The 24943-nt window shown below is 72.0% G+C and carries 21 protein-coding genes and 2 pseudogenes; 15 read left to right on the top strand and 8 right to left on the bottom strand.

All coding sequences use genetic code 11. The features are described 5' to 3' along the window. The first annotated feature begins 68 nt into the window (after nucleotides 1–68). Genes IAI58_RS03145 through IAI58_RS03135 form a run of 3 tightly spaced genes read left to right on the top strand, consistent with a single transcriptional unit; the run spans nucleotide 69 to nucleotide 4594 of the window. On the top strand, nucleotides 69–1994 hold the full coding sequence (locus IAI58_RS03145) for a polysaccharide biosynthesis protein (RefSeq protein WP_207450681.1): 1926 nt from the start codon (nucleotides 69–71) through the stop codon (nucleotides 1992–1994). Nucleotides 1995–1999: 5 nt separating this feature from the next. Next, nucleotides 2000–3376 carry a nucleotide sugar dehydrogenase gene (locus IAI58_RS03140; RefSeq protein ID WP_207450689.1) on the top strand — a complete coding sequence of 459 codons (1377 nt, stop codon included), beginning with the start codon at nucleotides 2000–2002 and terminating at the stop codon, nucleotides 3374–3376. Between the two features lie 57 nt (nucleotides 3377–3433). Next, a complete protein-coding gene (locus tag IAI58_RS03135) occupies nucleotides 3434–4594 on the top strand; it encodes a DegT/DnrJ/EryC1/StrS family aminotransferase (RefSeq protein ID WP_207450691.1) in 1161 nt (386 codons plus the stop codon). 45 nt (nucleotides 4595–4639) lie between these two features. Here IAI58_RS03135 and IAI58_RS03130 read toward each other — a convergent pair whose 3' ends face one another. Both IAI58_RS03130 and IAI58_RS03125 read right to left on the bottom strand, forming a co-directional pair. After that, a complete protein-coding gene (locus IAI58_RS03130) occupies nucleotides 4640–4816 on the bottom strand; it encodes a hypothetical protein (RefSeq protein ID WP_207450693.1) in 177 nt (58 codons plus the stop codon). Then, a complete protein-coding gene (locus IAI58_RS03125; RefSeq protein WP_207450695.1) occupies nucleotides 4813–5046 on the bottom strand; it encodes a hypothetical protein in 234 nt (77 codons plus the stop codon). Before IAI58_RS03125 ends, IAI58_RS03130 begins: the two co-directional genes overlap by 4 nt. 270 nt (nucleotides 5047–5316) lie before the next feature. Between IAI58_RS03125 and hrcA the strand changes: the two genes are divergently transcribed. Both hrcA and IAI58_RS03115 read left to right on the top strand, forming a co-directional pair. After that, nucleotides 5317–6345 carry a heat-inducible transcriptional repressor HrcA gene (gene hrcA / locus IAI58_RS03120; RefSeq protein ID WP_207450703.1) on the top strand — a complete coding sequence of 343 codons (1029 nt, stop codon included), beginning with the start codon at nucleotides 5317–5319 and terminating at the stop codon, nucleotides 6343–6345. Between the two features lie 17 nt (nucleotides 6346–6362). After that, complete coding sequence (locus IAI58_RS03115; protein ID WP_207450696.1) at nucleotides 6363–6995, top strand: glutathione S-transferase family protein; 633 nt, start codon at nucleotides 6363–6365, stop codon at nucleotides 6993–6995. Between the two features lie 181 nt (nucleotides 6996–7176). Here IAI58_RS03115 and IAI58_RS03110 read toward each other — a convergent pair whose 3' ends face one another. Further along, on the bottom strand, nucleotides 7177–8769 hold the full coding sequence (locus IAI58_RS03110; RefSeq protein ID WP_207450697.1) for a hypothetical protein: 1593 nt from the start codon (nucleotides 8767–8769) through the stop codon (nucleotides 7177–7179). 298 nt (nucleotides 8770–9067) lie between these two features. On the opposite strand from IAI58_RS03110, the gene IAI58_RS03105 reads away from it, so the two are divergent. From IAI58_RS03105 to IAI58_RS03080, 6 genes and pseudogenes are all read left to right on the top strand, one after another. After that, nucleotides 9068–10045 (top strand): CobW family GTP-binding protein, encoded by a 978-nt coding sequence (locus tag IAI58_RS03105; protein WP_207450698.1) that lies wholly within the window; start codon nucleotides 9068–9070, stop codon nucleotides 10043–10045. Continuing rightward, nucleotides 10042–11082, top strand: a complete 1041-nt coding sequence (locus IAI58_RS03100; RefSeq protein ID WP_207450699.1) for a WD40 repeat domain-containing protein — start codon at nucleotides 10042–10044, stop codon at nucleotides 11080–11082. Before IAI58_RS03105 ends, IAI58_RS03100 begins: the two co-directional genes overlap by 4 nt. 8 nt (nucleotides 11083–11090) lie before the next feature. Further along, nucleotides 11091–11921, top strand: coding sequence for an aldo/keto reductase (locus IAI58_RS03095; protein WP_207450700.1), 831 nt, complete (start codon nucleotides 11091–11093; stop codon nucleotides 11919–11921). Nucleotides 11922–12117: 196 nt separating this feature from the next. After that, on the top strand, nucleotides 12118–12381 hold the full coding sequence (locus tag IAI58_RS03090) for a hypothetical protein (protein ID WP_208776013.1): 264 nt from the start codon (nucleotides 12118–12120) through the stop codon (nucleotides 12379–12381). 60 nt (nucleotides 12382–12441) lie between these two features. Continuing rightward, nucleotides 12442–12906: pseudogene (locus IAI58_RS03085) on the top strand (IS5 family transposase); the annotation flags it as partial. Nucleotides 12907–13010: 104 nt separating this feature from the next. Beyond that, nucleotides 13011–13357: pseudogene (locus IAI58_RS03080) on the top strand (transposase); the annotation flags it as partial. Nucleotides 13358–13533: 176 nt separating this feature from the next. Here the strand turns inward: IAI58_RS03080 and IAI58_RS03075 are convergent. Then, nucleotides 13534–14178 (bottom strand): class I SAM-dependent methyltransferase, encoded by a 645-nt coding sequence (locus tag IAI58_RS03075; protein ID WP_207447092.1) that lies wholly within the window; start codon nucleotides 14176–14178, stop codon nucleotides 13534–13536. Then, nucleotides 14175–15104, bottom strand: a complete 930-nt coding sequence (ubiA, locus tag IAI58_RS03070) for a 4-hydroxybenzoate octaprenyltransferase (RefSeq protein WP_207447095.1) — start codon at nucleotides 15102–15104, stop codon at nucleotides 14175–14177. Before ubiA ends, IAI58_RS03075 begins: the two co-directional genes overlap by 4 nt. Here ubiA and IAI58_RS03065 point away from each other — a divergent pair. Together IAI58_RS03065 and IAI58_RS03060 are read left to right on the top strand one after the other, a co-directional pair. Next, nucleotides 15103–15831, top strand: coding sequence for a 16S rRNA (uracil(1498)-N(3))-methyltransferase (locus IAI58_RS03065; RefSeq protein ID WP_207447097.1), 729 nt, complete (start codon nucleotides 15103–15105; stop codon nucleotides 15829–15831). The two genes, ubiA and IAI58_RS03065, sit on opposite strands and share 2 nt — an antisense overlap. A 67-nt stretch (nucleotides 15832–15898) precedes the next feature. Next, on the top strand, nucleotides 15899–17260 hold the full coding sequence (locus tag IAI58_RS03060) for a glutamate--cysteine ligase (protein WP_207447099.1): 1362 nt from the start codon (nucleotides 15899–15901) through the stop codon (nucleotides 17258–17260). A gap of 239 nt (nucleotides 17261–17499) precedes the next feature. Here IAI58_RS03060 and IAI58_RS03055 read toward each other — a convergent pair whose 3' ends face one another. Continuing rightward, nucleotides 17500–18597, bottom strand: a complete 1098-nt coding sequence (locus IAI58_RS03055) for an ABC transporter ATP-binding protein (RefSeq protein ID WP_207447101.1) — start codon at nucleotides 18595–18597, stop codon at nucleotides 17500–17502. 106 nt (nucleotides 18598–18703) lie between these two features. On the opposite strand from IAI58_RS03055, the gene IAI58_RS03050 reads away from it, so the two are divergent. Then, nucleotides 18704–19711 (top strand): enoyl-CoA hydratase/isomerase family protein, encoded by a 1008-nt coding sequence (locus tag IAI58_RS03050; protein WP_207447103.1) that lies wholly within the window; start codon nucleotides 18704–18706, stop codon nucleotides 19709–19711. Continuing rightward, nucleotides 19708–21090, top strand: a complete 1383-nt coding sequence (locus IAI58_RS03045; RefSeq protein WP_207447105.1) for a CoA transferase — start codon at nucleotides 19708–19710, stop codon at nucleotides 21088–21090. The genes IAI58_RS03050 and IAI58_RS03045 overlap by 4 nt, the downstream gene beginning before the upstream one ends. A 192-nt stretch (nucleotides 21091–21282) precedes the next feature. Here the strand turns inward: IAI58_RS03045 and IAI58_RS03040 are convergent, their stop codons facing one another. Together IAI58_RS03040 and hrpB are read right to left on the bottom strand one after the other, a co-directional pair. Beyond that, nucleotides 21283–22374 (bottom strand): S1C family serine protease, encoded by a 1092-nt coding sequence (locus IAI58_RS03040; RefSeq protein ID WP_207447107.1) that lies wholly within the window; start codon nucleotides 22372–22374, stop codon nucleotides 21283–21285. A gap of 84 nt (nucleotides 22375–22458) precedes the next feature. Then, entirely contained in the window at nucleotides 22459–24912 is a 2454-nt protein-coding gene (gene hrpB, locus IAI58_RS03035; RefSeq protein ID WP_207447109.1) for an ATP-dependent helicase HrpB, read from the bottom strand. Nucleotides 24913–24943: the final 31 nt, after the last annotated feature.

Genomic DNA, 24943 nt, shown 5'->3' with positions numbered 1-24943 from the left:
CCGTGCTGCTGGCAGCCATGCCTGCTGACGCTTCACCATATGGCTTGCTGCGCCTATACGGCCCTTTCATGGCCCCCCAACGCATTCTGATGAATCTCGGTATCGACGCGCTGCTGGCGGCGGCATCGCTGCCCGTGGCCGTCTGGGCGGCGGCGCCTGGCACCTGGCCGCCGGGCGGCTGGTGGGCAGGCGCCGTGCCGGGCGCCGTCGCCTCCCTGCTGCTGGCCGGGCTGCCGCTGCGCCTGCCGCAGCAATACCTGCGCTTCGCCGCGCTGCGCGACCTGATGGGGGTGATCGGCGCCGGCATCGGCGGGGCGGCTATCTTCTCGGTGGCCTTGCATGCGGTGGGCGCCTGGGTCTCCCCCAACCCCGCCTTCCCGCTGCTGCACGCGGGCGTGCTCTCCGCCGCCCTGCTGGCGCCGCGCGTGCTGGGCCGGCTCAGCCAGGCGCACCGTGTCGGCCGCCTCAGCGAGGCGCCGCCGCAGCCCGTGCTGCTGCTCGGCACCGGGGATGCCGCAGATCTCTTCATCCGCGCCCTGATCCAGCAGCGCGGCCCCGGCTATCAGGTGATGGGCATCCTGGCCCCCCGCTCCCGCGCCGCCGGGCGGCGCATCCACGGCTATCCCATCCTCGGTGCCATCGAGGATGCGGGCGCGCTGCTGGACCGGCTGCGCGCCGCCGACCGCCTGCCCGCGGCCCTGGTGCTGGCCGATCCTGACCTGCATGGCGAGGCACTCGAAGAAGTTCTGGATGCGGCCGACCGCCATGGCGTGCCGGTCAGCCGCGCCCCGCGCCTGACGCGCCTCGACCCCGCCATCCGTCAGACCGCCGCCAGCACCCGCCGCTTCGACCTGCGCCCGGTGGTGATCGAGGAGCTGCTCGACCGGCCGCAGGTGCCGCTGGACCGCGAGGGCATGGCGCGGCTGGTGCAGAGCCGGCGCGTGCTCGTGACCGGCGCCGGCGGCACCATCGGCGGGGAGCTGGCGCGGCAGGTGGCGGCGCTCGGCCCTTCCCAGCTGACGCTGCTCGACCACGGCGAATTCGCCCTCTACGGCATCGACCTGGAGCTGACGGAGCTGCACCCCAACGTGCCGCGCCGCGCCATGCTGGCCGATGTGCGCGATGCCGAGCGCATCGGCCGGCTGATGGAGGAGGTGCGGCCCGAGCTGGTCTTCCACGCCGCCGCGCTGAAGCATGTGCCGATGGTGGAGAACGACCCGCTGGAGGGCCTGCTGACCAATGCGCTGGGCACCCGCGTCATCGCCGATGCCGCCCGCGCGGTGGGCTGCCGCGCCATGGTCTTCATCAGCACCGACAAGGCGGTGAACCCGACCAGTGTGATGGGCGCCTCCAAGCGGCTGGCGGAGATGTACTGCCAGGCGCTGGATATGGAGGCGCGGCATGGGCCCGAGGGCAACCGCTCCCCCATGCGCTGCGTCACCGTGCGCTTCGGCAATGTGCTGGGCTCCACCGGCTCGGTGGTGCCGCTGTTCCGCCGGCAGCTGGAGCGCGGCGGGCCACTGACCGTGACCCACCCGGATATGCGCCGCTACTTCATGACGGTGCGGGAGGCCGTGGGGCTGGTGCTGCAGGCCAGCGTCGTCGGCGCCGAGGACCGGCAGGACCAGCCGCCGGAGCTGGCTGATGGCGGCATCTTCGTGCTCGACATGGGCAAGCCGGTGAAGATCGTGGACATGGCGCGGCGGATGATCCGCCTGGCCGGGCTGCGGCCGGACGAGGATGTGGAGATCCGCTTCACCGGCCTCCGCCCCGGCGAGAAGCTGTTCGAGGAGCTGTTCCACGGGCAGGAGCCGCCGCGCCCCACGCAGTTCCCCGGCCTGCTGGTGGCGACGCCCCGCACCGCCGATGCGGCGCGGATGGGCGCCGCCATCGACGAGATCGCCGCCAGCGCCCGCGCCGGCGACCGCGCGGCGGCCCTGGCGCAGCTGGCCCGGCTGGTGCCGGAATTCGACCACAACGCCGGCGGCGGCTGACACGCATGGACACGGCCCAGGCACTGCTCGCACGCATCCAGGGCCGTCAGGCACGCATCGGCGTGGTGGGGCTGGGCTATGCCGGCCTGCCCCTGGCGCTGCGCTTCTCCGAATGCGGCTTCCCCGTCTCGGGCTTCGACATCGACGCCGCCAAGGTGCGGGCCATCAATGCCGGGCAGAGCCCGGTGCATGGCATCCCCGATGCCCGGGTGGCCGCCGCCCGCATCGCCGCGCATGGGGATTTCCTGGCGGCGCGGGACTGCGATGCCATCCTGATCTGCGTCCCCACCCCCGTCGGCGCGCATAAGGAGCCGATCCTGGAGCCGGTGCGGCAGACCCTGGCCTCGCTGGCGCCGCATCTGCGCGGCGGCCAGGCCATCGCGCTGGAAAGCACCACCTATCCCGGCACCACCGAGGATTTCGTGCTTCCCGCCCTGGCCGCGGCGGGCCTGCGCGTGGGGGTGGATGCCTTCGCCTGTTACAGCCCGGAGCGCGAGGACCCCGGCAACCCCGACGGCACCTTCGGCCGCGTGCCGAAGCTGGTGGCCGGCGCAACCCCGGCCTGCCTGGAAGTGGCGATGGCGCTCTACGGCGCCGCCACGCCGCATCTCGTGCCGATGACCTCGCTGGCGGCGGCGGAGCTGACGAAACTCTACGAGAACGTCTTCCGCGCCGTGAATATCGGCCTGGTGAACGAGCTGAAGCGCATCAGCCACGCCCTGCATCTCGACGTGCATGAGGTGATCGACGCGGCGCAGACCAAGCCCTTCGGCTTCATGCCCTTCCGGCCCGGCCCAGGGCTCGGCGGCCACTGCATCCCGGTCGATCCCTACTACCTCGCCTGGAAGGCGCGGGAGCTGGGCGTGCCCAGCGACTTCGTGGAACTGGCCGGGCGGGTGAACGACGCCATGCCGCATTACGTGGTGGACCGGCTGCGCGATGCGCTGGAGGCGCGGGGCCGCACCCTGCGCGGCGCCCGCGTGCTGCTGCTGGGCCTGGCCTACAAGCCCGGCGTGCCGGATACGCGGGAAAGCCCGGCGGTGGAGATCTTCCGCCTGCTGGAGGAGCGGCGGGCCGAGGTCGCCTATCACGACCCGCTGGTGCCCTGCTTTCCCGCCACGCGTCGCCTTGGCGGCGGGACGCCGGAGCTGGAGAGCCAGGAGCTGACCGCTGGCCTGCTGGCGGCGCAGGATGCCGTGCTGGTGGTGACGCCGCAGCCCGGCATCGACTTCGCCCTGGTGCGCGCCCACGCCATGCTGGTGGTGGATACGCGCGGGGTCTATCGCGACGCCGCCGTGCGGCTGGAGCCGTTGCAAGTTGAAACCCCCGGTGATTTCCCAACCACCCCTGCCCCGGCCTATCACCGCGTCATCCAGGCCTGAGCCCGCCCCGCGGGGGCGGCGCCGGCCCGACACAGACTGACCGGAGCAATCCGCATTATGACGACCGAGACTACGGCCCGCCCGATCACGCTCTTCGATATGAAGGCGCAGCAGGCGCTGATCCGCGCGGAGATGAACAGCCGGATCGCCAGGGTGCTGGACAGCGGCGCCTTCGTGAACGGCCCCGAGGTGCGGGAGGTCGAGGAGAAGCTGGCCGCCTTCGCCGGCGCGAAGCACGCCGTCGGCGTCTCCTCCGGCACGGATGCGCTGCAGATCGCCATGATGGCCGAGAGGATCGGCCCGGGCGATGCCGTATTCCTGCCCGCCTTCACCTATACCGCCACCGCCGAGGTGCCGCTGGTGCTCGGCGCCACCCCCATCTTCGTGGATGTGGCGGAGGATGGCTTCAATATCGACATCGCTGACCTCAAGCGCCGCATCGCGCTGGTGAAGCAGCAGGGCAGGCTGCGCCCGCGCGCCGTGGTGGGCGTGGACCTCTACGGCCTGCCCGCCGACTGGCCGGCGATCCTGGAGATCTGCCGCGCCGAGGGGATGTTCGCGCTGGATGACGCCGCCCAGGCCTTCGGCGGGGCGCTGGACGGCCGGCGGCTCGGCACCTGGGCCGATGCCACGGCGCTGAGCTTCTATCCGACCAAGACGCTGGGCTGCTACGGCGATGGCGGCGCCATCCTGACCGATGACGCGGACCGGGCGGAGCTGTATCGCTCGCTCCGCACCCATGGCGAGGGCAAGACCCGCTACGAGGTGGAGCGCACCGGCATGAACGGCCGCCTGGATACCCTCCAGGCCGCCATCCTGCTCTGCAAGCTGCCGTTGCTGGAGCAGGAGCTGGCCTCCCGCACCCGCATCGCCGGCTGGTATGCCGAGCGGCTGTCGCAGCATGTCATCACCCCGCGGGAGCGGCCGGGCGCGCAATCCGCCTGGGGCCTCTATACCGTCATCCTCCCCGAGGGCGTGTCGCGGGAGCGGGTGCAGGAGGCGATGAAGGAACGCGGCGTGCCCAGCGCCATCTACTACCCCAAGCCGCTGCACCATCAGCCCGCCTATGCCGGCGCCCATGCGGCCGGGCTGCCGGGCGGGCCGGAACTGGCGGTGAGCGAGAAGCTCTGCGGCCGCGTGCTGTCCCTGCCCATGCATCCCTATCTGGATGAGGGCCAGGTGGCGCGGGTGGCGGAAGCGCTGGTCGCCGGGATCTGAGGCATCGCGGGGGGGCGCCGCGCGCCCCCTGCCCGCCCCGCCGGGCTATTCGCCCAGCAGCAGCAGCCCGCCCCAGGAGAGGCCGAAGATCAGCATGGCGACCGTGGCGGTCGCCAGCCCCGGCGCGCGGGCGGCGCGGTCCAGCATCAGCCCGACCAGCCCCGCCAGCAGCGAGAAGAGGACGAAAGCGGCCAGCAGGCCGTTGAAGGCGGGGATGCTCATGACCCCTCCCGCCTCCGGCGCCGGCGCAGCGCCGCGCGCTCACTGGCCGAGAGCGGCGCGCCGGTGAACCGGGCATCACGTGAGACGCTCAGCGAGGTGCCGGCGAGCTGCGCTTCCGGCTGTGCTCCGCCCGGCGTGGCGGCCGAGGCATCGCGGCTCAGCGGTGGGAAAGCCGCCAGCCAGCCCATCAGGGCGAGGGGCCAGAGGCGATTTGGCGGGGTATCCGTCATGCGACCTCCTGCTCCATCTGCTGGCTGTGCGGTCTCACCAGCTTAGTGCAGCCCTATCGTGGCGAGGGTATGACAAGATGGTGGAAGAATAAGCGTCGCATTGCAGCACGAAGCGGTGAATGCCGGCTGTGCTCTAGCTTGACGCAGCAGGCTCCGCGCCCCTAGCGTTTTCGGTTGTCCTTCTGGGAGTTAGCAACTTTGGGCCCGCCGCCTTTCTCCCGTGCCGGTTTTTCCCGTGGGGCGCTGCCGCGCGACCTGGGTGGTACCGCCATGTTGCCGGGGCTGGACAGCCGGGGTGCCGCCATTCTGCGGCAGGTGGTGGAACTGTATGTCGAGACCGGGGAGCCGGTCGGCTCCCGCACCCTCTCCCGCCGCCTGCCCCAGGCCCTCTCCCCCGCCACCATCCGCAATGCCATGGCGGACCTGGAGGAGGCGGGGCTGCTCTACGCGCCGCATACCTCCGCGGGCCGCCTGCCGACCGAGCAGGGGCTGCGGCTCTTCGTCGACGGCCTGCTGGAATTCGGCGACCTGACGGAGAAGGAGCGCGAGGCCATCGCCCTCCGCTGCGCCGCCTCCGGCCGCAGCTACGAGGAGACGCTGGCCGAGGCCGGGCAGATGCTCTCCGGCCTCGCCGGGGCTGCCGGGCTGGTGGTGGCGCCGAAGAACGAGGCGCCGATCCGGCATATCGAATTCGTCGCCCTCTCCCCGGGCCGGGCGCTGGTGGTGCTGGTCAATGCCCATGGGCAGGTGGAGAACCGCGTCATCGACGTGCCGGCCGGCCTGCCGCCCAGCGCCTTCACCCAGGCCTCCAACTTCCTCAATGCCCGCCTTTCCGGCCGCACGCTGGAGGAAACCCGCTCGCTGGTGGAGCAGGAGATCGAGGCCAACCGCACCGCGCTGGACGCGCTCAGCCAGCAGGTGATCCAGGCGGGCCTCGCCACCTGGTCCGGTGGCGGCGGCTCCCTGATCCTGCGTGGCCAGGCCAAGCTGCTGGAGAACCTGGACCAGCTGGAGCGGGTGCAGGAGATCCAGGCGCTGTTCGAGCGGCTGGAGGCGCAGGAGACCATGCTGCGCCTGCTCGAGCTCTCCCAGCGCGGCCAGGGCGTGCAGATCTTCATCGGCGCGGAAAGCGGGCTTTTCAACAGCGCCGGCCTTTCCATGGTCGTCGCCCCCTTCCGCGACGGGGAGGAGCGGATCGTCGGCGCCATCGGCGTGATTGGCCCCACGCGAATCAATTACGGGCGCGTGATTCCCGTGGTGGATTATACCGCGCAGGTCATCGGCCGGCTGCTCGGCTGACCAACGGAGAGAAACGCGTGTCCCTGACGATCTATGGCGTGCTGCGCTCCCGCGCCTCGCGTCCCATCTGGCTGGCCAAGGAACTGGGGCTGGAATACCGCCATGTGCCCGTCATCCAGGGCTACCGCCTGGCGGATGCCACCAGTGCCGATGCGCCGCTGAACACCGCCTCCCCCGCCTTCCGCGCCGTCAATCCTAATGGGCTGGTGCCGAGCATCGAGGATGACGGCCTCGTGCTGCATGAGAGCATGGCCATCACCCTCTACCTGGCGCGCAAGCATGGCGGGCCCCTCGCCCCGCGCGACCTGGCCGAGGAGGCGCTGGCGACCATGTGGAGCTTCTGGGCCGTGACCTCCGTCGAGGAGCAGGCGCTGTCAATGCGCGCCGGGCCGGAGGCCGTGGCGCGCGTGCTGCCGGGGCTGGACCGCCAGTTCGGCATCCTGGCCGATGCGCTGCGCCAGGGCAGCGGCTGGCTGGTGGGCGGGCGCTTCACGGTGGCCGACCTGAACGTGGCGGAAGTGGTGCGCTACGCCCAGTCCCAGCCGGGCCTTTTCGAGAAGCACCCGGCAGTGCGGGACTGGCTGGCCGCCTGCCATGCCCGGCCCGCCTTCCAGGCGATGTGGGCGGAGCGGGAGGCGGAACCGGCCTGAGCGGCATGCAGGCCGGAGATGGGGCGAAGGCCGGAGAAGGCATTCCCCGGACTCTATCTACGCCGGCGGCCGATGGCCTTTGGCGGCTGCCCTTCCGGCCCTGACACTCAACGCGAAGAAAGAAGATGGGGTCCGGGGAATTCCTTCCCCGGCCTGCCCACCCCTGGATTGGCGGTCCCTCCTAAGGCGCGGGGCGGATGATCACCAGCGAGAAGCCCGCCGCCGCGCCCTCGACCCCGCTCGCGCGCAGGAAGGCCGGGCGCGGCTGCGGCCCGGCCAGAAGGCGGGAACCGAGGCCGCCATCGGCATCGTCGTTCTGGTCCAGCACCTGACCATCGGCGTCCAGCAGCTCCAGCAGCGTATCGGCGCCGTCCTGCAGGTCGAAGGTCAGGGCCAGGGAGGGGCGGCCATCCTGCGGCAGGCCGAAGACCGCCGCCTCCCCCGCCTCAAGCCGCACCGCCACCGCCTCGCCCGGCAGCAGGGTAGGGCGGCGCGCCGCGTCCCCGATGCTGCCGGCCTGACGCACACCCCCGGCGGCGGCCCCGACCGCGCGCACCACCAGGTCGAAGCGCCCCGGGCCGCCGTTCATCGTGCCGGCGCGCAGGAAGGCGGCCCGGCCCGGCGCCTTGGCCGTGGCGATGCGGGAGGCGAGGCCGGAGCCGCCGTCATCATCCTCCAGCAGCACCTCGCCATCCTCGTCCAGCAGCGCCAGCACGGTGTCGGTGCCCTCCTCCAGCCCACGGGTCTGGATGACCAGCGAGGCGCCGGGCGGCAGGGCGAAGATGGCCTGCTGCCGACGGTGCAGCGTGATGGCGCGCGTGCCATCGGCCGGCAGCGGGTCCTGCCGGCGGGCCTCCTCCAGCGTCGTCGGGAAATCGGGCGGCGGCGGCGGCGCCTCCTGGCGCAGCACGAGGTCGAAGCTGCCGGCGTCATCGCCGAGGATGGAGGCGCGCAGGAACAGCGGGCCGGCCGGCGCGCCGTCCAGCGGCAGGGCGGAGGCAGTGCCGCCGCCACCGTCGTCGTCCTCGCTCACCGGCTGGCCATTACCATCGAGCAGGGCCAGCACCGTATCGGTGTCGCCTTCCAGGTTCAGGGTGCGGGCCACCAGCCCGTCGCGCGCCTCCGGCATGGCGTAATAGGCGGCCTGGCCACGGCGCAGGCGCAGCCGTGCCATCTGCCCCGATGCCAGCGGCGGCTGGGCCGCGGCCTGGATCAGGCTGGTGGGGAAATCGGGCGGCGGGCGGGGCGCGTCGCGCACCAGCAACAGCTCGAAGCCGCCGCCCTGGCCTTCCAGCGTGCCGGCGCGCACCAGGGCGGCGTTGAACTCCGGGCCGGCCTCGATGCTGGAGGCCAGGTTCTCGCGGGCGCCGTCGTCATCCTCGGCCAGCAGGCGGGCCTGGCTGTCCAGCAGCGCCAGCACCGTGTCGGTTCCCTGCGCCAGGTTGCGGGTGGAGACGGTGTAGAAATCCCCCGCCTCCGGCGCGATGCGGAAATAGGCGGATTGCCGTGGCCGCAGCCGCAGGCAGACCGGCTCGCCCGGTCGCAGCGGCGGCGTGCCGGCCGCCTCCTCCGCCCGCAGGGCGACGGGGCCGGTGCGGCCGCCGGGACAGGCCTCGGCACTGCCGGCCGGGCGCTGCTTCGGCATGCCGGTGGGGGCTGCCGCCGGGTCGGTGGCCAGGGCGGCGGCGGGCAGCGTCAGGCCCAGTGCCACCGCCATGGCCCATTTCGCCACGGGGTGGCGGCTCGTCCCTCGGGTATGGCCGGCTCGCGGCATGACGCTTCCTTCATGGATTCGAAGCGTCAGCTAAAGCGCCATCCGCCGGCAAGCCAAGCCCCCGCATGGGGCAGGGCCGGCGCTCCCGCGTCCATCCCCCGCTTCACCGCCCTTCCGGCAGGGGCCGCGCTGTCCGCGCTGGCCGGCGATCCGCCGGCCCGGCTGTTTCCAGGCCTGGCGGCCGAGGGCCATGGCTGCGGAATAGCTGCCCCTTGCCCCCGTGACCTGGGCAGGCCAGCGTATCATATAACGTCCTGACAGAAGACCGCCCTCACCACCGGCAGGAAGAGACTCCCCCATGAGCGACACCGTTCCCGTCACCGTGCTGACCGGCTATCTCGGCGCCGGCAAGACGACGCTGCTGAACCGCATCCTCAGCGAGGAGCACGGCAAGAAATACGCCGTCGTCATCAACGAATTCGGCGAGCTGGGCGTCGACAACGACCTCGTCATCGATGCCGACGAGGAAGTCTTCGAGATGAACAACGGCTGCATCTGCTGCACCGTGCGCGGCGATCTCGTGCGCATCCTCGGCAACCTGATGAAGCGCCGCCAGAAGCTCGACGGCATCATCGTCGAGACGACGGGCCTGGCCGATCCCGCCCCCGTCGCCCAGACCTTCTACATGGATGACGACGTCAAGCGCGCCACGCGGCTGGATGCCATCGTCACGCTGGTGGATGCCAAGAACCTCCCGGCCCGGCTGGATGACAGCAAGGAGGCGGCGAGCCAGATCGCCTTCGCCGACATCGTCGTGCTGAACAAGATGGACCTGGTGACGGAGGCCGAGGCCGCCGAGGTCGAGCGCCGCATCCGCGCCATCAACCCCTATGCCGAGATCCGCCGCGCCACCAAGTCCGAGGTGCCGATCGAGGCGGTGATGGGCCGCGAGGCCTTCAAGCTGGAGCGCATCCTGGAGCGGGAGCCGGAATTCCTCTCCGGCGAGGACAACCACTCCCACAACGAGGACATCATGAGCCTGTCCTTCGAGGTGTCGGAGCCGCTGGACGAGGCCAAGTTCAACGCCTGGATCGGTGAGCTGCTGCAGACCAAGGGCGCCGACCTGCTGCGCACCAAGGGCGTGCTGGCCTTCAAGGGCGAGGACCGCCGCTTCGCCTTCCAGGCCGTGCACATGATCGCCGACGGCGATTACATCGGCCCCTGGCCGGAGGGCGCGGAGCGCAAGTCGAAGATCGTCTTCATCGGCCGCGACCTGAACCGCCCCCGCCTGCGCCGCGGCTTCGAGAGCTGCATCGCCTCCCAGGGGGCGGCATGAGCGCGACGGCGGTGTCCGAGGCCGATTTCCTGCTGAGCCAGCGCGGCCATTCCAACGACCTCGGCGCCTGGGTGGTGAATGCCGCCTTCTCCCGCGACGGGAAGGCGGCCGCCTTCGCGCTGGGCGACGGCACGCTGCGGCTGGCCTCCACGGCGGATATCGGCGGGGAATGGCGCAGCGTCGCCGTGCATGACGGCGCCTGCCTCTCCATGGTGCCGGATATCGCCAGCGGCTTCCTGACCGGCGGCGATGACGGGCTGATGGCCCGCACCGCCAATGACGGCAGCGTGGAGACGATCGCCAGTCTCGGCGCCATGAAGTGGGTGGACCATGTGGCCAGCCACCCGGACGGGCTGCGCGCCGCCTCGGTCGGCAAGAAGCTGCACGTCTTCGGCAAGGGCGGCCCGCTGAAGGTGCTGGAGCATCCCTCCTCCGTCGGCGGCATCGCCTTCGATGCCAAGGGCAAGCGGGTGGCGGCGGCGCATTACAACGGCGCCAGCCTCTGGTTCGTGAACAGCAAGGAGGACAAGCCGCGCGTCCTGCCCTGGAAGGGCAGCCACCAGGGCGTCTGGTTCAGCCCCGACGGCACGCATGTCGTCACCACCATGCAGGAGAATGCGCTGCATGGCTGGCGGCTGACCGACGCGCAGGACATGCGGATGTCCGGCTATGCCACCAAGATCAAATCTGTCTCCTTCACCGCCAAGGGGCGCTGGCTGGCCACTTCGGGCGCCGATTGCATCGTGCTCTGGCCCTTCTTCGGCGGCGGGCCGATGGGCAAGCCGCCGGTGGAGCTGGCGGGCGGGGACGGCATCCTCTGCACCCGGGTCGCCTGCCATCCGCAGCATGAGGTGGTGGCCGCCGGCTTCGATGACGGCCTGGTGCTGATGGCCGAGATCGGCTCCGGCAAGGTGGTGCCGATCGCGGCGCCGGGGCGGGGTGCCATCTCGGCCCTGGCCTGGAACCCGGCGGGCACGCAGATTGCCTTCGGCACCGAGTCCGGCTTCGCCGGGCTGGTCGATCTCTCCAAGAGGTAGCGTCCCGCATGAGCATTCCCATCGAGACCACCCCCCGCCTCTCCATCCCCAAGCTCGGGCTGGGCACTTTCAGGCTGACGGGGTCAGAGGGCCAGAAGGCCATCGAGCGCGCGCTCGGCCTCGGCTACCGGCATCTGGACACGGCCGCGCGCTACGAGAACGAGGTGGAGGTCGGCGCCGCCGTCAAGGCCAGCGGCCTGCCGCGCGGGGATCTCTTCGTCACCAGCAAGGTCTGGTGGGACAGCCTGGAGCCGGAGCCGCTGCACCGCTCCCTGGAAGGCTCGCTGAGCCGCCTGGGCACGGATTACCTGGACCTCTTCCTGATCCATTGGCCGAAGCCGGCCATGGACCTGGAAGGCGCCGTGAAGGTGCTGAAGGCGGCGCAGGCCAGCGGGCTGATCCGGGCCTGGGGCGTGGCCAACTTCCCCGTTGCGCTGATGCGCGAGCTGGAGGAGATGGGCGAGACCCCGGCGGCGCTGCAGGTGGAATATCACGTGCTGCTGTCTCAGAAGAAGCTGCTGGACTGGTGCCAGCCGCGCCAGATCGTGCTGGAAGCCTATACGCCACTGGCCAAGGGCTCCCTGCAGGAAGACCCGGTGCTGAAGGGCATCGGCGCCAAATACGGCGCCACCGCGACCCAGGTGGCCCTGGCCTGGCTGCTGCGGCAGCAGGGCGTGGTGCCCATCCCCAAGGCCAGCCGCCAGCAGACCCAGCAGGAAAACCTGGACGCCGTGCCGCTGGCCGCCAAGCTGACCGCCGAGGACGTGGCGGCCATCGACGCGCTGCCGAAGGACCAGCGCATGGTGAACCCGGACTTCGCGCCGGCCTGGGATCGCTAAGAGCTCTCGGTCGAGGCCAGAGGGGGCGCCGCCCCTCTGGACACCTCCGCTGGGGTGACGCCGTCACCCCAGACCCCGCGGAAATGGATCTTCGGCAGCCTAACTGGGTGCCAGAGCAGCAACTGCACTATTCAATTGGGCTACAGCGTAAAGGGATCTGGTCACCGAATCCGAAGGTCGTTAGCCTGTCGAGACCATGGCTAACTTCGCCGCAGCAACTCCGGTTGTGCCGTTAGGTGTAGGCTTCTACACCGTACCGGATGCCGCGCGCCTGCTGAAGGTGCCTGCCCGGAACATCAATCGCTGGCTTGGGGGCTATCGTTACGGAAAGGGCGAGAAGCAGAAGGATCTTCCGCCACTCTGGTCACCGCAACTGCCACAGATCGAAAACCATATCGAACTCGGCTTTCAGGACTTAATTGAGTTGCGGTTTGTGGCAGCCTTCTTAGAGCCCGTTTGAGAATGCTGCGGGTGAGGTGTTCAGGCGTCCTCGCGTGCCCAGATGGGCTGGATGTAGACCAAGGAACATCGCGCACGGCAGGCTGGCTTTGAGCGGCGCCGCTACCCGACCGATCTGACGGATCAGGAATGGCGGGTTATTCGGCCTCTGCTGCCGCCCAGCAGCACCCGCGGCAGGCGGCCAGGCGTTGACCTGCGCGAGGTGCTGAACGCGATCCGCTACCTGGCACGGGCCGGGTGTGGCTGGCGCATGCTGCCGGTCCATTTCGGACCATGGCAGACGATCTATTGGTGGTTCCGGCGGCTCGCACGACGGTTCCTGTTCGCCACTCTGCACAACATCGCGCTGATGCTGGATCGTGAGCGGGTGGGGCGCGAGGCCAGCCCTTCCGCCGGGGTTCTGGACAGCCAGACGGTCAAGTCGCCCCAAGCACTGGGCGGCGGCGGCTTTGATGCCGCCAAGCGCCTCAAGGGCCGCAAGCGCCACATTGCGGTCGACACTGATGGCCGCCTGCTGATGGTCAACCTAGAGCAGATCCCGATCAGGTGGAATCACCTGATCGGGTGAAGATGCTCACAAAAACAAAAGCCTAGAGCAGTTGAAGTGAGCCAGGGCGAACGGAAATTGCTCTAACGGCGGCCGACGTGCAGGATGCTTCCGGGGCGGAGCAGATCGTCAAGGCGATCCGCAAGCGCTGGCCCTGGTTGAAGCACCTCTTTGCCGACGGCGCCTATGACCGCGGCAAGCTGATGAGCGCTGCCGCCTTCCATGACTTCGTCATCGAGGTGTGCGCAAGCTGACGGACCAGCAAGGCTTCCAGGTGCTGCCACGCCGCTGGGTGGTGGAGAGAACCTTTGGCTGGATGACCCGCTGGCGCCGCCTGGTCCGCGACTATGAACGCCGCTGCGACGTCTCCGAAGCCATGATCCACGTCAGCATGGGCGCGCTCCTCGTCCGGCGCATTGCTCACCCATGACCATTCTCAAACGGGCTCTAAGCGCAGCATGCGGGGAGCCGCCGCATTCCCTTCGGCACCATGCGGGATTCGCCTGTCACTCACGCAGGGAATCCGGTCGCGGCATCCGGCGGCAGCCCGGGGCAAAGCCATGGATGATGATCTCCGCGTCACGGCGCTACCAGCCGCCGCGCCATTCAGGCCAGGACGCGGTAGATCGTCACCTCCCGGCTGTCCCGGTCCTCCAGTTCCCGCGTCGTCGGCACGGAAAAGGTGGACAGCGCGGCGAGGCCGTCCTTCGGCAGATAGGCGCGGCCGGGGTCCGCCAGCAGGACTTCGGCGCCATCGGCGGCCATCCGCCGCAGCCAGGGCATGATATGGCCGGTCATGGGGGCTTCGTAGCAGACATCGCCGGCCAGGACCGTGTCCCAGCGGCGGGGCTGGCCGACCACATCGCCTTCCGCGGCCGTGACGGCCACGCCGTTGTGGCGGGCATTCAGGCGGGTGGCGGCCAGGGCGAGGGGGTCGATCTCGGCAGCCTCGGCGCTGGTGGCGCCGGCCAGCATGGCGGCGATGGCGGCCAGCCCGCCACCCGCGGCGAAATCCAGCACCCGGCGGCCCCGCACGGCCACGGTGCCGTCCAGCATCAGCCGGGCCAGGGCCTGGCTGCCCGGCCAGGCGAAGGCCCAGAAGGGTGGTTCGAGGTCGCGCGCGGCCAGCCATTCCTCGGTGGCCTGCCAGATGGGGGTGATGGCGGTGGCCAGATGGAGTTCCACCTCCGGCACCAGAGCCGGGCGGCCCAGGGCCGTATGGGCGGCGATGAAGCCCTCCGCGTCCCTCACAGCCGTCCCGCCAGGAAGGCGAGGACGATCAGCAGTCCGACATCACGGTTGCTCTGGAACAGCCGCAGGCAGAGCACGGGATTGTGGATATCGAGCATGACCACCTGCCGCGCCAGCATGGCGGCGGGGAGCAGCAGCGCCGGCCAGAACCAGGGGCCAGCGCCGCCCAGCCAGCCCGCCAGGGCCAGCAGCAGCACGGCGCCGGCATAGCAGGCGGCCAGGAAGGGCTTGGTGCGCTCCCCGAAGTAGCGGGCGGTGCTGCGGATGCCGACGAGGATGTCGTCCTCCCGGTCCTGGTGGGCGTAGATGGTGTCGTAGGCCAGGATCCAGAGGAAGGCGGCGGCGTAGAGGGACAGGCCGGCGCCATCCAGCCGGCCGGTCGCGGCCGCGTAGCCCAGCGGTGCGGCCCAGGAGAAGGTGAGGCCCAGCACCGCCTGCGGGAAATCCGTCACGCGCTTGGCCGCCGGGTAGAGCGCGACCGGCACCAGGGAGAGCACGCCGAGCCCAATGGAGAGCGGGTTCAGCATCAGCAGGATGGCCAGCCCCAGCATCAGCAGCACGCCCAGGAAGATGACGGCCCGCCGGATGCTGACGGCGCCCGAGGCCAGGGGGCGGGCGGCGGTGCGGCTGACCTTCCTGTCCAGCTCCCGGTCCCAGAGGTCGTTCACCACGCAGCCGGCGCCGCGCATGATGGTAGCGCCGAGTGCAAACAGCAGCGTCAGCCAGAGTCCGGTGCCCCAGCCCGGCGCCGCCAGGGCAAAGGCCCAGAGCCCCGGCAGCAGCAGCAGCCAGACGCCGATGGGCCGGTCCAGCCGCATCAGCAGCGCATAGGGTTGCCAGGCGGCAGGCAGTTGCGCCACCCAGCCACGGGCGCGGATATCGGTATGAGGAGCCGCGCCTGTGCCCGTTCCTGTGGAGCCGCCCATGTCTGTCCCCCGTCTCTATGTCGAAGCCGAACTCGCGGAAGGGATGGATGTGCCCGCTTTGCCCGGCCAGGGCCACTACCTGGGCCAGGTGATGCGGAAGGGGGAGGGGGATTCCGTCCATCTCTTCAACGGGCGGGACGGGGAATGGCTGGCGCGCATCGCCTCCATCCGCAAGGACCGCGCCGTGCTGGTGCCGGAGCGGTGCCTGCGCCCGCAGGCCGCGGGCCCGGATATCCGCCTGCTGCTGGCGCCCCTGAAGCGCGACGCCATGGAATGGGTGGTGGAGAAGGCGACAGAGCTGGGCGTGGCCAGCATCCACCCCGTGCTGACGGCGCGTGGCGTGGTGGGGCGGGTGAACGAGGCGCGGCTCGCCACCATCGCGCGGGAGGCCGCCGAGCAATGTGAACGGCTGGACCTGCCCCGCATCGCCCCCGCGCAGGACCTGCACGCGGCGCTGGATGCCTGGGACGGCACGCCCGTCTTCATCGGGCAGGAGCGGGGCGCGCCGCCGCCGCTGGCCGCCCGGCTGCCCGGCCGCACCCCGCCCCTGGCCCTTCTGGTGGGGCCGGAGGGCGGTTTCACCCGGCCGGAGCTTGACGCCGTTACGCGGCGACACTTTGTTTTCCCGGTCGGGCTCGGCCCCCGTATCCTGCGGGCGGAGACGGCGGCGGTCGCGGGGCTGGCGGTGCTGCAAGCACTGGCCGGTGACTGGACCGTTCCCTCCTGATACGGCAAACCCCGTTCCCAGGACGGGCTTTTCCGGCCCACGCTCGAACGGATCGCAGGTTTCCAGAATGTCCAATCCCGGCGAGGCCGATCTCACGCCGATTACCTCCGTGCGGCAGCCCGCCGAATGGTTCTCCAAGGGCTCCAAGCCGCCCTCGGAATGGCGCATCGGCACGGAGCACGAGAAGTTCGGCTTCTACCACGGCGACCTCTCGCCCCCGCCCTATGCGCCGGGGCCGGAACGGAAGGGCGGCATCCGCGCCCTGCTGGAGGGGCTCCAGGCCAAGGGCTGGGCGCCCATCCTGGACAATGGCAACCCGATCGGCCTGACGCGCGGCCAGGCCAGCATCAGCCTGGAGCCGGGCGGGCAGTTCGAGCTTTCCGGCGCGCCGCTGCCGGACCTGCATGCCGGCTGGGCCGAGCTGCAGAACCACCTGGAGGAGACGCGGGAGGTCGCCGGCCCGCTCGGCATGGGCTTCGCGCCGCTGGGGTTCCACCCGCTGGCGACGCGCGACGAGATGCCCTGGATGCCCAAGGGCCGCTACGCCATCATGCGGCAATACATGCCCCGCGTCGGCGCCATGGGGCTGGACATGATGCTGCGCACCTGCACCGTGCAGGTGAATCTCGACTTCGGCGATGAGGCCGACATGGTGGAGAAGCTGCGCGTCAGCCTGGCGCTGCAGCCGCTGGCCACCGCGCTCTTCGCCAATTCCCCCTTCGCCGAGGGCAAGCCGAACGGCTTCCGCACGCTTCGCGGCCGCGTCTGGACCGAGACCGACCCGGACCGCACCGGCATCCCCGCCGTGGCCTTCGAACAGGGCTTCGGCTTCGAGCGCTTCGCGGAGCATGTGCTCGACGTGCCCATGTATTTCATCATGCGGGAGGGGCGCTGGATCGACTGCGCCGGCGCCAGCTTCCGCCAGTTCATCGCGCGCGGCCTGCCGGACCGGCCGGATATCCAGGCGACCATGGGCGACTGGGCCGACCACGTCACCACCGTCTTCACCGATGTCCGCCTCAAGCGCTTCCTGGAGATGCGCGGCGCCGATGCCGGCAGCCCCGAGATGCTGCACGCCCTGCCCGCCTTCTGGACCGGGCTGCTCTACGACGCCGCTGCCCAGAAGGCGGCCGCCGCCCTGGTGCGGGACTGGCCGGTGGTGGACCTCCAGGCGTTGCGCCTGGCCGTGCCGGCGGGCGGGCTGACCACCCCCTTCCGTGGCCGCGGCCTGCGGGAGGTGGCGGCGGATGCCCTGGCCATCTCCCGCGACGGGCTGCGCGCGCGCGGGCTGGGGGAAGAGGTGTATCTGGCGCCGCTGGAAGAGATCGTGGCGACGGGCGAGACCCAGGCCGACCGTTGGCTGCGCCGCTGCGCCGAGGAATGGGGCGGCGATGTCTCCCGCATCTTCCCGGAGGCCGCCGCGGCCTGAGGCAAGGCTGGGGCTCCGCCTCAGACCCGCCGGGGTGGAAACTCCACCCCGGACCCCGTTTCGCATTTGCGTGCCGCTACGGTGCCGCCGCCAGTGCATTCAAAATTCTTGAAAAGGGCCACGCGGGCTGAGGCCGAAGTCGCCGGAGGTCGATAACCTCCGGCGGAACCACCGTGCCGCAAGCGCCAGACGGATGGCGGGGCCTGAGGTGGTTCGGAGGGGCAGCGCCCCTCCGGTTGCTAGGACGCCGCCGCGAAGGCCAGCGCGTGCCCCGGCTCCCAGGCCACCGCCGCCACGGTACCCGGTTCCGGCAGGGCGCCGCCGCCCACCGGGCGCTTGGCCAGCACCTCGCCGCCATCGCCCAGCGCCAGCTTCAGCCGCACATGGTCGCCCTGGAAGATCGCCTCGCGCAGCATCGCGGGCATGGCGCCCTCGCCCAGCTCGGCGGCCGCCACGGCGGCGACCGCCACGCGTTCCGGCCGGATGGTGACGATGCAGCGGCTGCCGGCGGGCAGGGCCTCGGCGGCGCGGGCCATCACTTCCGGGCCGCAATCCAGGGCGATGCGCGCCTCGCCGTCCTCCCGCGCCAGGACCTTGCCGGGCAGGCGGTTGTTCTCGCCCACGAAGCCCGCGACGAAGGCGCTGGCGGGGTTGTCATAGATGGCGCGCGGCGGGGCCAGCTGGCGGATCAGCCCGCCCTCGAAGACGGCGATGCGGTCGGAGAGGGTCAGCGCCTCCTGCTGGTCGTGGGTGACATACATCATCGTCACGCCCAGGCGCTGATGGATGTCGCGGATCTCGAACTGCATCTCCTCCCGCAGCGCCTTGTCCAGCGCGCCAAGGGGCTCGTCCAGCAGGACGATGGGCGGCTCGAAGACCAGGGCGCGGGCCAGGGCCACGCGCTGCTGCTGGCCGCCGGAGAGCTGCGCCGGGCGGCGGTCGCCATAGCCTTCCAGCCGCACCGCGGAGAGGGCGCGGGCCACGCGGGCGGCGCGATCGGCCCTGGAGACGCCGCGCACCTCCAGCGGGAAGGCGACATTCTCGGCCACCGACATATGCGGGAAGAGCGCATAGGACTGGAAGACCACGCCGATGCCTCGCTTATGCGGCGGCAGGCGGGCGATGTCCTGGCCGGCCAGCAGGATGCGGCCCTCGGTCGGCTGCTCGAACCCCGCCAGCATCATCAGCGTGGTGGTCTTGCCGGAGCCGCTGGGGCCGAGCAGGGTCAGCAATTCCCCGCGGAATACATCCAGGTCCAGGTGCTGCACCGCGTAGCCCCCGGCCGCGCCGCCATAGGCCTTCCGTACGCCCTCGAACCGCACCAGCGCCTCGGCCATGCTCCCTCCAGCTCCCGCTGCCGGAGGTAGCGGGCATGGCCGGCCTCTTGTCAACCGCGCCGGGGGCGTCGAGGCTACCGGCTCAGACAAACCAGGGGAAATGAGCATGGACGTGGCCGAGAGCCTGATCATGGAGCGTGTGGGCGGCGTGGCGCATCTGCGGCTGAACCGGGTGCGCGCGCTGAATGCGCTGGATATGGCCATGATCACCGGCATCGCCCGCGCCCTGGCCGGATGGCGGGAGGACCCCACCATCCGCATGGTGCTGGTGGAGGGGGAGGGCGGCCGCGCCTTCTGCGCCGGCGGCGATGTGCGGATGGCCCGGCAGATGCTGCTGGACGGGAATCCCGAGGGGCTGGTCCGCTTCCTGGCCGAGGAATATGCCATGAACGGCGCCATCGGCGCGCTGCGGAAGCCCTGGATCAGCCTGATCGACGGCATCTGCATGGGGGGTGGCATCGGCGTCTCCGTCCATGGCAGCCACCGCATCGTCACCGAGGCGGCGGTGATGGCCATGCCGGAGACCACGATCGGCCTCTTCCCGGATATCGGCGCGAGCTACGTCCTCTCCCGCATGCCCGGGGCACTGGGCCTCTGGCTCGGGCTGACCGGCGCGCGGATGCAGGGGACGGAGGCGGTGGAATGCGGCTTCGCCACCCATTTCGTGCCGCGCGAGAGCCTGGCCCGGCTGCGGGAGGCGCTGCTGGCCGGGGAGCTGGATGCCATCGGCCGCTTCGCCCGGCCGGTACCGCCGGGGCGCGTGGCCGAACTGCAGCCGGTGGTGGACCGCTGCTTCGGCGCCGGCAGCGTGCCGGCCATTGTCGCGGCGCTGGAGGCGGAAGACACGGACTGGGCGCGGGAGCAGCTGGCGGTGCTGCGCCGCGTCTCCCCCACCAGCCTCTTCGTGACGCATGAGATGCTGCGCCGCGCCCGGCACATGGACCTGCCGGGCTGCCTGGCCATGGACGTGACCCTGGCCCGCAGCGTCACCCCCTATCCGGACTTCGCCGAGGGCGTGCGCGCCCTGCTGGTGGACAAGGACAACAACCCCCGCTGGACCCCCGCCTCCATCGAGGAGGCGGACCCAGCCCGCATCGAGGCCATGTTCGGATGACGACGACGCCGGCCGAAGCCACCGCCGCCCTCTGGCACCGCGCGGGCCTGCCGCGGGAGGCGCTGGGATGGCTGGACCTGGCCGGCGCGGAGCCGGCGCTGCCCTCCTCCTTCCGCGTCGGCACGGCGGCCCAGGCCAGCATCGCCGCCATGGCGCTGGCGGCGGCGGCGCTGCACCGCCAACGCGGCGGCCCGGCGCAACGCGTGGCGGTGGAGATGCGCCATGCCGCCGCCGAGTTCCGCTCCGAGCGCCTGCTGCGGATCGACGGGCATGAGGCGCCGGAGCTCTGGGACGCCATCGCCGGCCTCTATCCCACGGCGGATGGCTGGGTGCGGCTGCATACCAACTTCCCGCATCACCGCGACGGCGTGCTGCGCCTGCTGGGCGTGGGGAATGACCGCGCGGAGGTCGCCCGCGCCCTGCTGGGCCGGCAGGCCCTGGCCTTCGAGGATGCGGCGGCCGCCGCGGGCCTCTGCGTCGCCGCGCTGCGCAGCTTCGCGGAATGGGACGCGCATCCGCAGGGCCGGGCCATCCCGGACTGGCCGCTGCGGATCGAGCGGATCGGCGATGCGCCGCCGCAGCCGCTGCCCGCCGGCACCCGGCCGCTGGAGGGCATCCGCGTGCTGGAGATGACGCGCATCATCGCGGGCCCCGTGGCCGGGCGGGCGCTGGCGGCGCACGGGGCCGATGTGCTTCTGGTGACGGGGCCGCACCTGCCCGCCGTGGCGCCGCTGGTCATCGATACCGGGCGCGGCAAGCGTTCCGCGCAGCTCGACCTGCGCGTGCCGGCCGACCTCGCGCGGCTGGAGGATCTGCTGCGGCAGGCCGATGTCTTCCTGCAATCCTACCGCCCCGGCGCCCTGGCTGCGCGCGGCCTTGGCGCGCAGAGGCTGGCGGCGCTGCGGCCGGGCATCGTCTGCGCCAGCCTCTCCGCCTATGGCACGGAAGGCCCCTGGCGGGACCGGCGCGGCTTCGACTCCCTGGTGCAGACCGCCAGCGGCTTCAATGCCGCGGAGGCCGAGGCGGCGGGCGAGCGGAAGCCCCGCCCCCTGCCGGCCCAGGCGCTGGACCATGCCTCCGGCTATCTGCTGGCCTTCGGCATCCTGGCGGCGCTGCACCGGCGCGCGGTGGAGGGGGGCTCCTGGCAGGTCAGCGTCTCCCTGGCCGGCACCGGGCGCTGGCTGCGTGGGCTGGGGCGGCTGGAAGGCGGCTTCGCGGCCCCCGATCCCACGCGCGCGGAGCTGGCCGACCTGCTGGAGGAATCCGATTCCGGCTTCGGGCGGCTCAGCGCCGTCCGCCACGCGGCGCGGATGGAGGCGACGCCGGCCTTCTTCGCCCGCCCCTCGGTGCCACTGGGGACGGATGCGCCGGAATGGTAAGGGCGGGGCGGGGCATTTCCTGACCTCGGGCCGCTCCGCAGAAGCGGCATCGCCTGTCCTCGCCCACCATGGAGGCGCGGCATCCGGGCAGCGCGTCCGGCCGGGATCGCGCCGCCGGGCTTCCTCCCGCCGGCCCGGCCCATAAACGGCTCTGGCGGCAGGGCCGCGGGGGAGGGGCCTCCCCCGCGCCGGTCAGGAGGCGGAGGGTGGCCGCCGGCCCACCTGCACCGCGATCTCCTGCTGCCGCCCGTCGCGGAGCAGCGTCAGCCGGATGGTCTGCCCGGGCGGCGTGCCCGCGACATTGCGGATGAGGCTGCGGGAACTGTCGATCCGCTCCCCGTTCAGCGCCACCAGGATATCACTGTTGCGCAGCCCGGCGCGGGCGGCGGGGCTGCCACGCTCCACCCCCTGCACCTGCGCGCCACGGCGTCCGCCGGGCTCCGGCCCGAAATCCTGCACGGCGATGCCCAGCCAGCCCCGCTCCACCTTGCCGTCGCGGCGCAGCTGCTCGATCACGCCGCGCGCCAGGTCGGACGGCGTGGCGAAGCCGATGCCGGCGGAGGCATTGGTGGGGGAGAAGATGGCGGTGTTGATGCCGATCACCTCCCCCGCCGCGTTGAAGAGCGGGCCGCCGGAATTGCCGGGGTTGATGGCCGCATCAGTCTGGATGAAATCGTCGAAGGGCCCGGCGCCGATCTCCCGCCCGCGGGCGGAGACGATGCCGGAGGTGACGGTGCCGCCCAGGCCGAAGGGATTGCCGCAGGCCAGAACCCACTGGCCGACGCGCGTGCCGGCGCTGCTGCCCCAGGGGACGGAGGGCAGGCTGGTCTTGGCCTCCACCCGCAGCAGGGCGAGGTCCGTCAGCTCATCCGTGCCGACCACGCGGGCCGGCAGCTCCGTCCCATCCTGCAGCGAGACGACGACGCGGGAGGCATTGCCGACCACGTGGTTGTTGGTGACGATGAAGCCGGCGGGGTCGATGATGAAGCCCGAGCCCGCGCCCTGCACCTGCTGGCGGCCGCGCCGCTCCCGGAAATAACGCTCGAACGGCGTGCCGCGCAGCTCCGGCGGCACCTGGGTCGTGGTCTGCTCGCTCAGCACGGCGATATTGACCACGGCGGGCATCACGCGCTCCGCCAGGTCGGCGAAATCGGGCAGCATGCCGCGCTGCGCCTGGGCAGGCACGGAGCCGCAGGAAATCAGCGGCAACGCGGCCAGGGCGGTGAGGCCACCCAGGAAGAAGCGGCGTGAAGCGGGGGAAGACGGGGGGCGAATCGACGGCATGGCGGGGGGAATCCTGACGATGGCGTTACTCTGGCGCCGGAGTGGTCCTGGCTTCAACGGGGGCGCTCAAGGCCTGGGTGGTCCTCAGATGGGGCGGGAAGGGTCCTCTGGCCAGTCATGCTTCGGATAGCGTCCGCGCATCTCCTTCCGCACATCCGCCCAGGCCCCGCGCCAGAAGCCCGGCAGGTCCGCGGTGACGGCGACGGGCCGCCCGGCCGGGGAGAGCAGCGCCACCTGCAGGGGAATGCGCCCCTGCGCCAGGGGCGGCAGCGTGGCCAGCCCGAAGAGCCATTGCGCCCGCGCCTCCAGCCTCGGCACCTCGCCGGTATAGTCGATGGCGGCGGAGCGGCCCCTGGGCAGGTCCAGGCGCGGCGGCAGGGCGGCATCCAGCGCGCGCGCCCGGGCATGCGGCACCAGCGAGCGCAGGATGCCCGTGGCCTCCAGCCCCTTCAGCTCCGACAGTTTCGTCAGCCCTGAGAGCCAGGGGGCGAGCCAGGCGCCACCATCCGCCGCCAGCGCGGCGTCGGAGACATCCGGCCATTCCCCGGGCGCCAGCCTGTGCATCCAGCCCAGGCGGGCGCGGGTCTGCTTCGCCGCCTCGCTCCAGTCGAGGTCGCGGAAGCCGCGCCCGGCGGCGGCCCTGGCCAGCTCCACCGCCACGGCGGCGGGGTCGGCATGGGCCAGGGTGGCTTCCTCCAGCACCAGCGGCCCGAAGCGCAGACGGCGGCGCGCCACCACGGCGCCGGCACGGGCATCGAAGGCGGCGCCTTCCTCCCGCACCAGGCGCTCGGGGAATCGGCTCTCCAGCACCGCGCGCTCCAGCGGCGCGGCCATGCGGATGCGGGCCTCCGTGCCCGCCAGCTCCAGGTCGGCCACCGCCAGCAGCGGCGCCTTGGCCAGCTTGTCGGTGGGGGGCAGGCGGGCGCCCTGGCCGGAGGCCAGCCGGAAGGCGCCATCCATCACCCCGCGCTTGGCGGCGATGCGGTCGGGGAAGCCGGCGGCCAGCAGCAGGCCGGGGTCGCCCGCGGCCTCCGTGCCGCCGGGCACGCCCAGGCGGCGGCGGTGCAGCGTCACGGCGCGGCGGATGCGCCCCAGCGCGGCGCGGTCGACATTGGGGTCGTCGGCGCCGTGCAGCAGGTCGAGCCGTAGCTGGATATCGGACGGCGCCTCCCGCCCCCGGATGGGGTCGCGCTCCTCCAGCAACGCGGCCAGCTCGGCGGCCAGGGCGGCTTCCTCCGCGCTCTCCGCCGCCGTCATCATGCGCGCGAGGCGCGGATGCGTGCCGAGGCGCGCCATGCGCCGCCCGGTGGCGGTGACGCGTCCTTCGGCATCCAGCGCGTCCAGGTCCCGCAGCAGGGCGCGTGCGGCGGCCAGGGTGCCGGCGGGGGGCGGATCCAGGAAGGGCAGCGCATCCGGCTCCGCCCCCCAGGCGGCGCAGTCGAGCGCGAGGCCGGAGAGTTCGCTCTCCAGGATCTCCGGCCGGTCGGAGAGCGGCAGGCCCCGGTGCAGCGCCTCGGTCCAGAGGCGGATCGCGACGCCGCTCTCGGTGCGGCCGGCGCGGCCCGCGCGCTGCTCGGCGGCGGCGCGGGAGATGCGGAGCGTGGCGAGGCGGGAGAGGCCCGTGGCGGGGTCCAGGCGCGGCGCGCGGCGGAAGCCGCCATCCACCACGATCCGCACCCCCGGCACGGTCAGCGAGGTTTCGGCGATGGAGGTGGCCAGCACCACCTTGCGGCGCGGGCCGGGGTTGAGGGCGCGGTCCTGCTCGGCCGGCGGCATCTCGCCATGCAGGGGCAGCACGTCGGCGTCCAGGCCGCCCAGCCGGTCGGCGGTGCGGCGGATCTCGCCCCAGCCCGGCAGGAAGGCCAGCACGTCGCCGGGATGGGCGCGCAACGCCTCACGGATGGCGCTGGCCATGGCCTCGGGCAGTTCGCGCGCGTCCTTCAGCTCCCGCTGCCGATACTGCACCGCCACCGGAAAGGCGCGGCCGAGGCTCTCCACCACGGGGGCATCGCCCAGCAGGGTCGAAAAACCCTCGGCCTCCAGCGTCGCGGACATGGCCAGCAGCCGCAGCTCCGGCCGCAGGGCGCGTTGCAGGTCCAGGCAGAAGGCCAGCGCCAGGTCGGTATCGAGGTTTCGCTCATGCGCCTCGTCGAAGAGCACCGCCGCCACCCCTTCCAGCCCGGGGTCGGATTGCAGGCGGCGGACCAGCAGGCCCTCGGTGATGACTTCGATCCGCGTGGCCGCCGAGGTCGCGCGCTCCAGCCGCGTCACCAGCCCGACGGTCTGGCCGAGTTCCTCGCCCAGCAGGCTCGCCATGCGGCGGGCGGCGGCACGGGCGGCGACCCGGCGCGGCTCCAGCACCAGGATCTTCTGCCCGCCCGCCCAGGGCTCGTCGCGCAGCACCAGGGGGACCAGCGTCGTCTTGCCCGCGCCCGGCGGCGCCACCAGCACGGCATTGGAGCCGGCGCGCAGGGCTTCCGCCAGGCGCGGCAGGGCCTCGGTGACGGGCAGTTCAGGCAGGGCGAGGGCAGAGGACATGCGCCCCCTCTACAGCAGCGCGGCTTGCGGC

Source organism: Roseomonas marmotae (assembly GCF_017654485.1).
In the GTDB taxonomy this organism is placed as follows: Bacteria; Pseudomonadota; Alphaproteobacteria; order Acetobacterales; family Acetobacteraceae; genus Pseudoroseomonas; species Pseudoroseomonas marmotae.
This window is presented reverse-complemented; position numbering and strand designations above follow the sequence as displayed.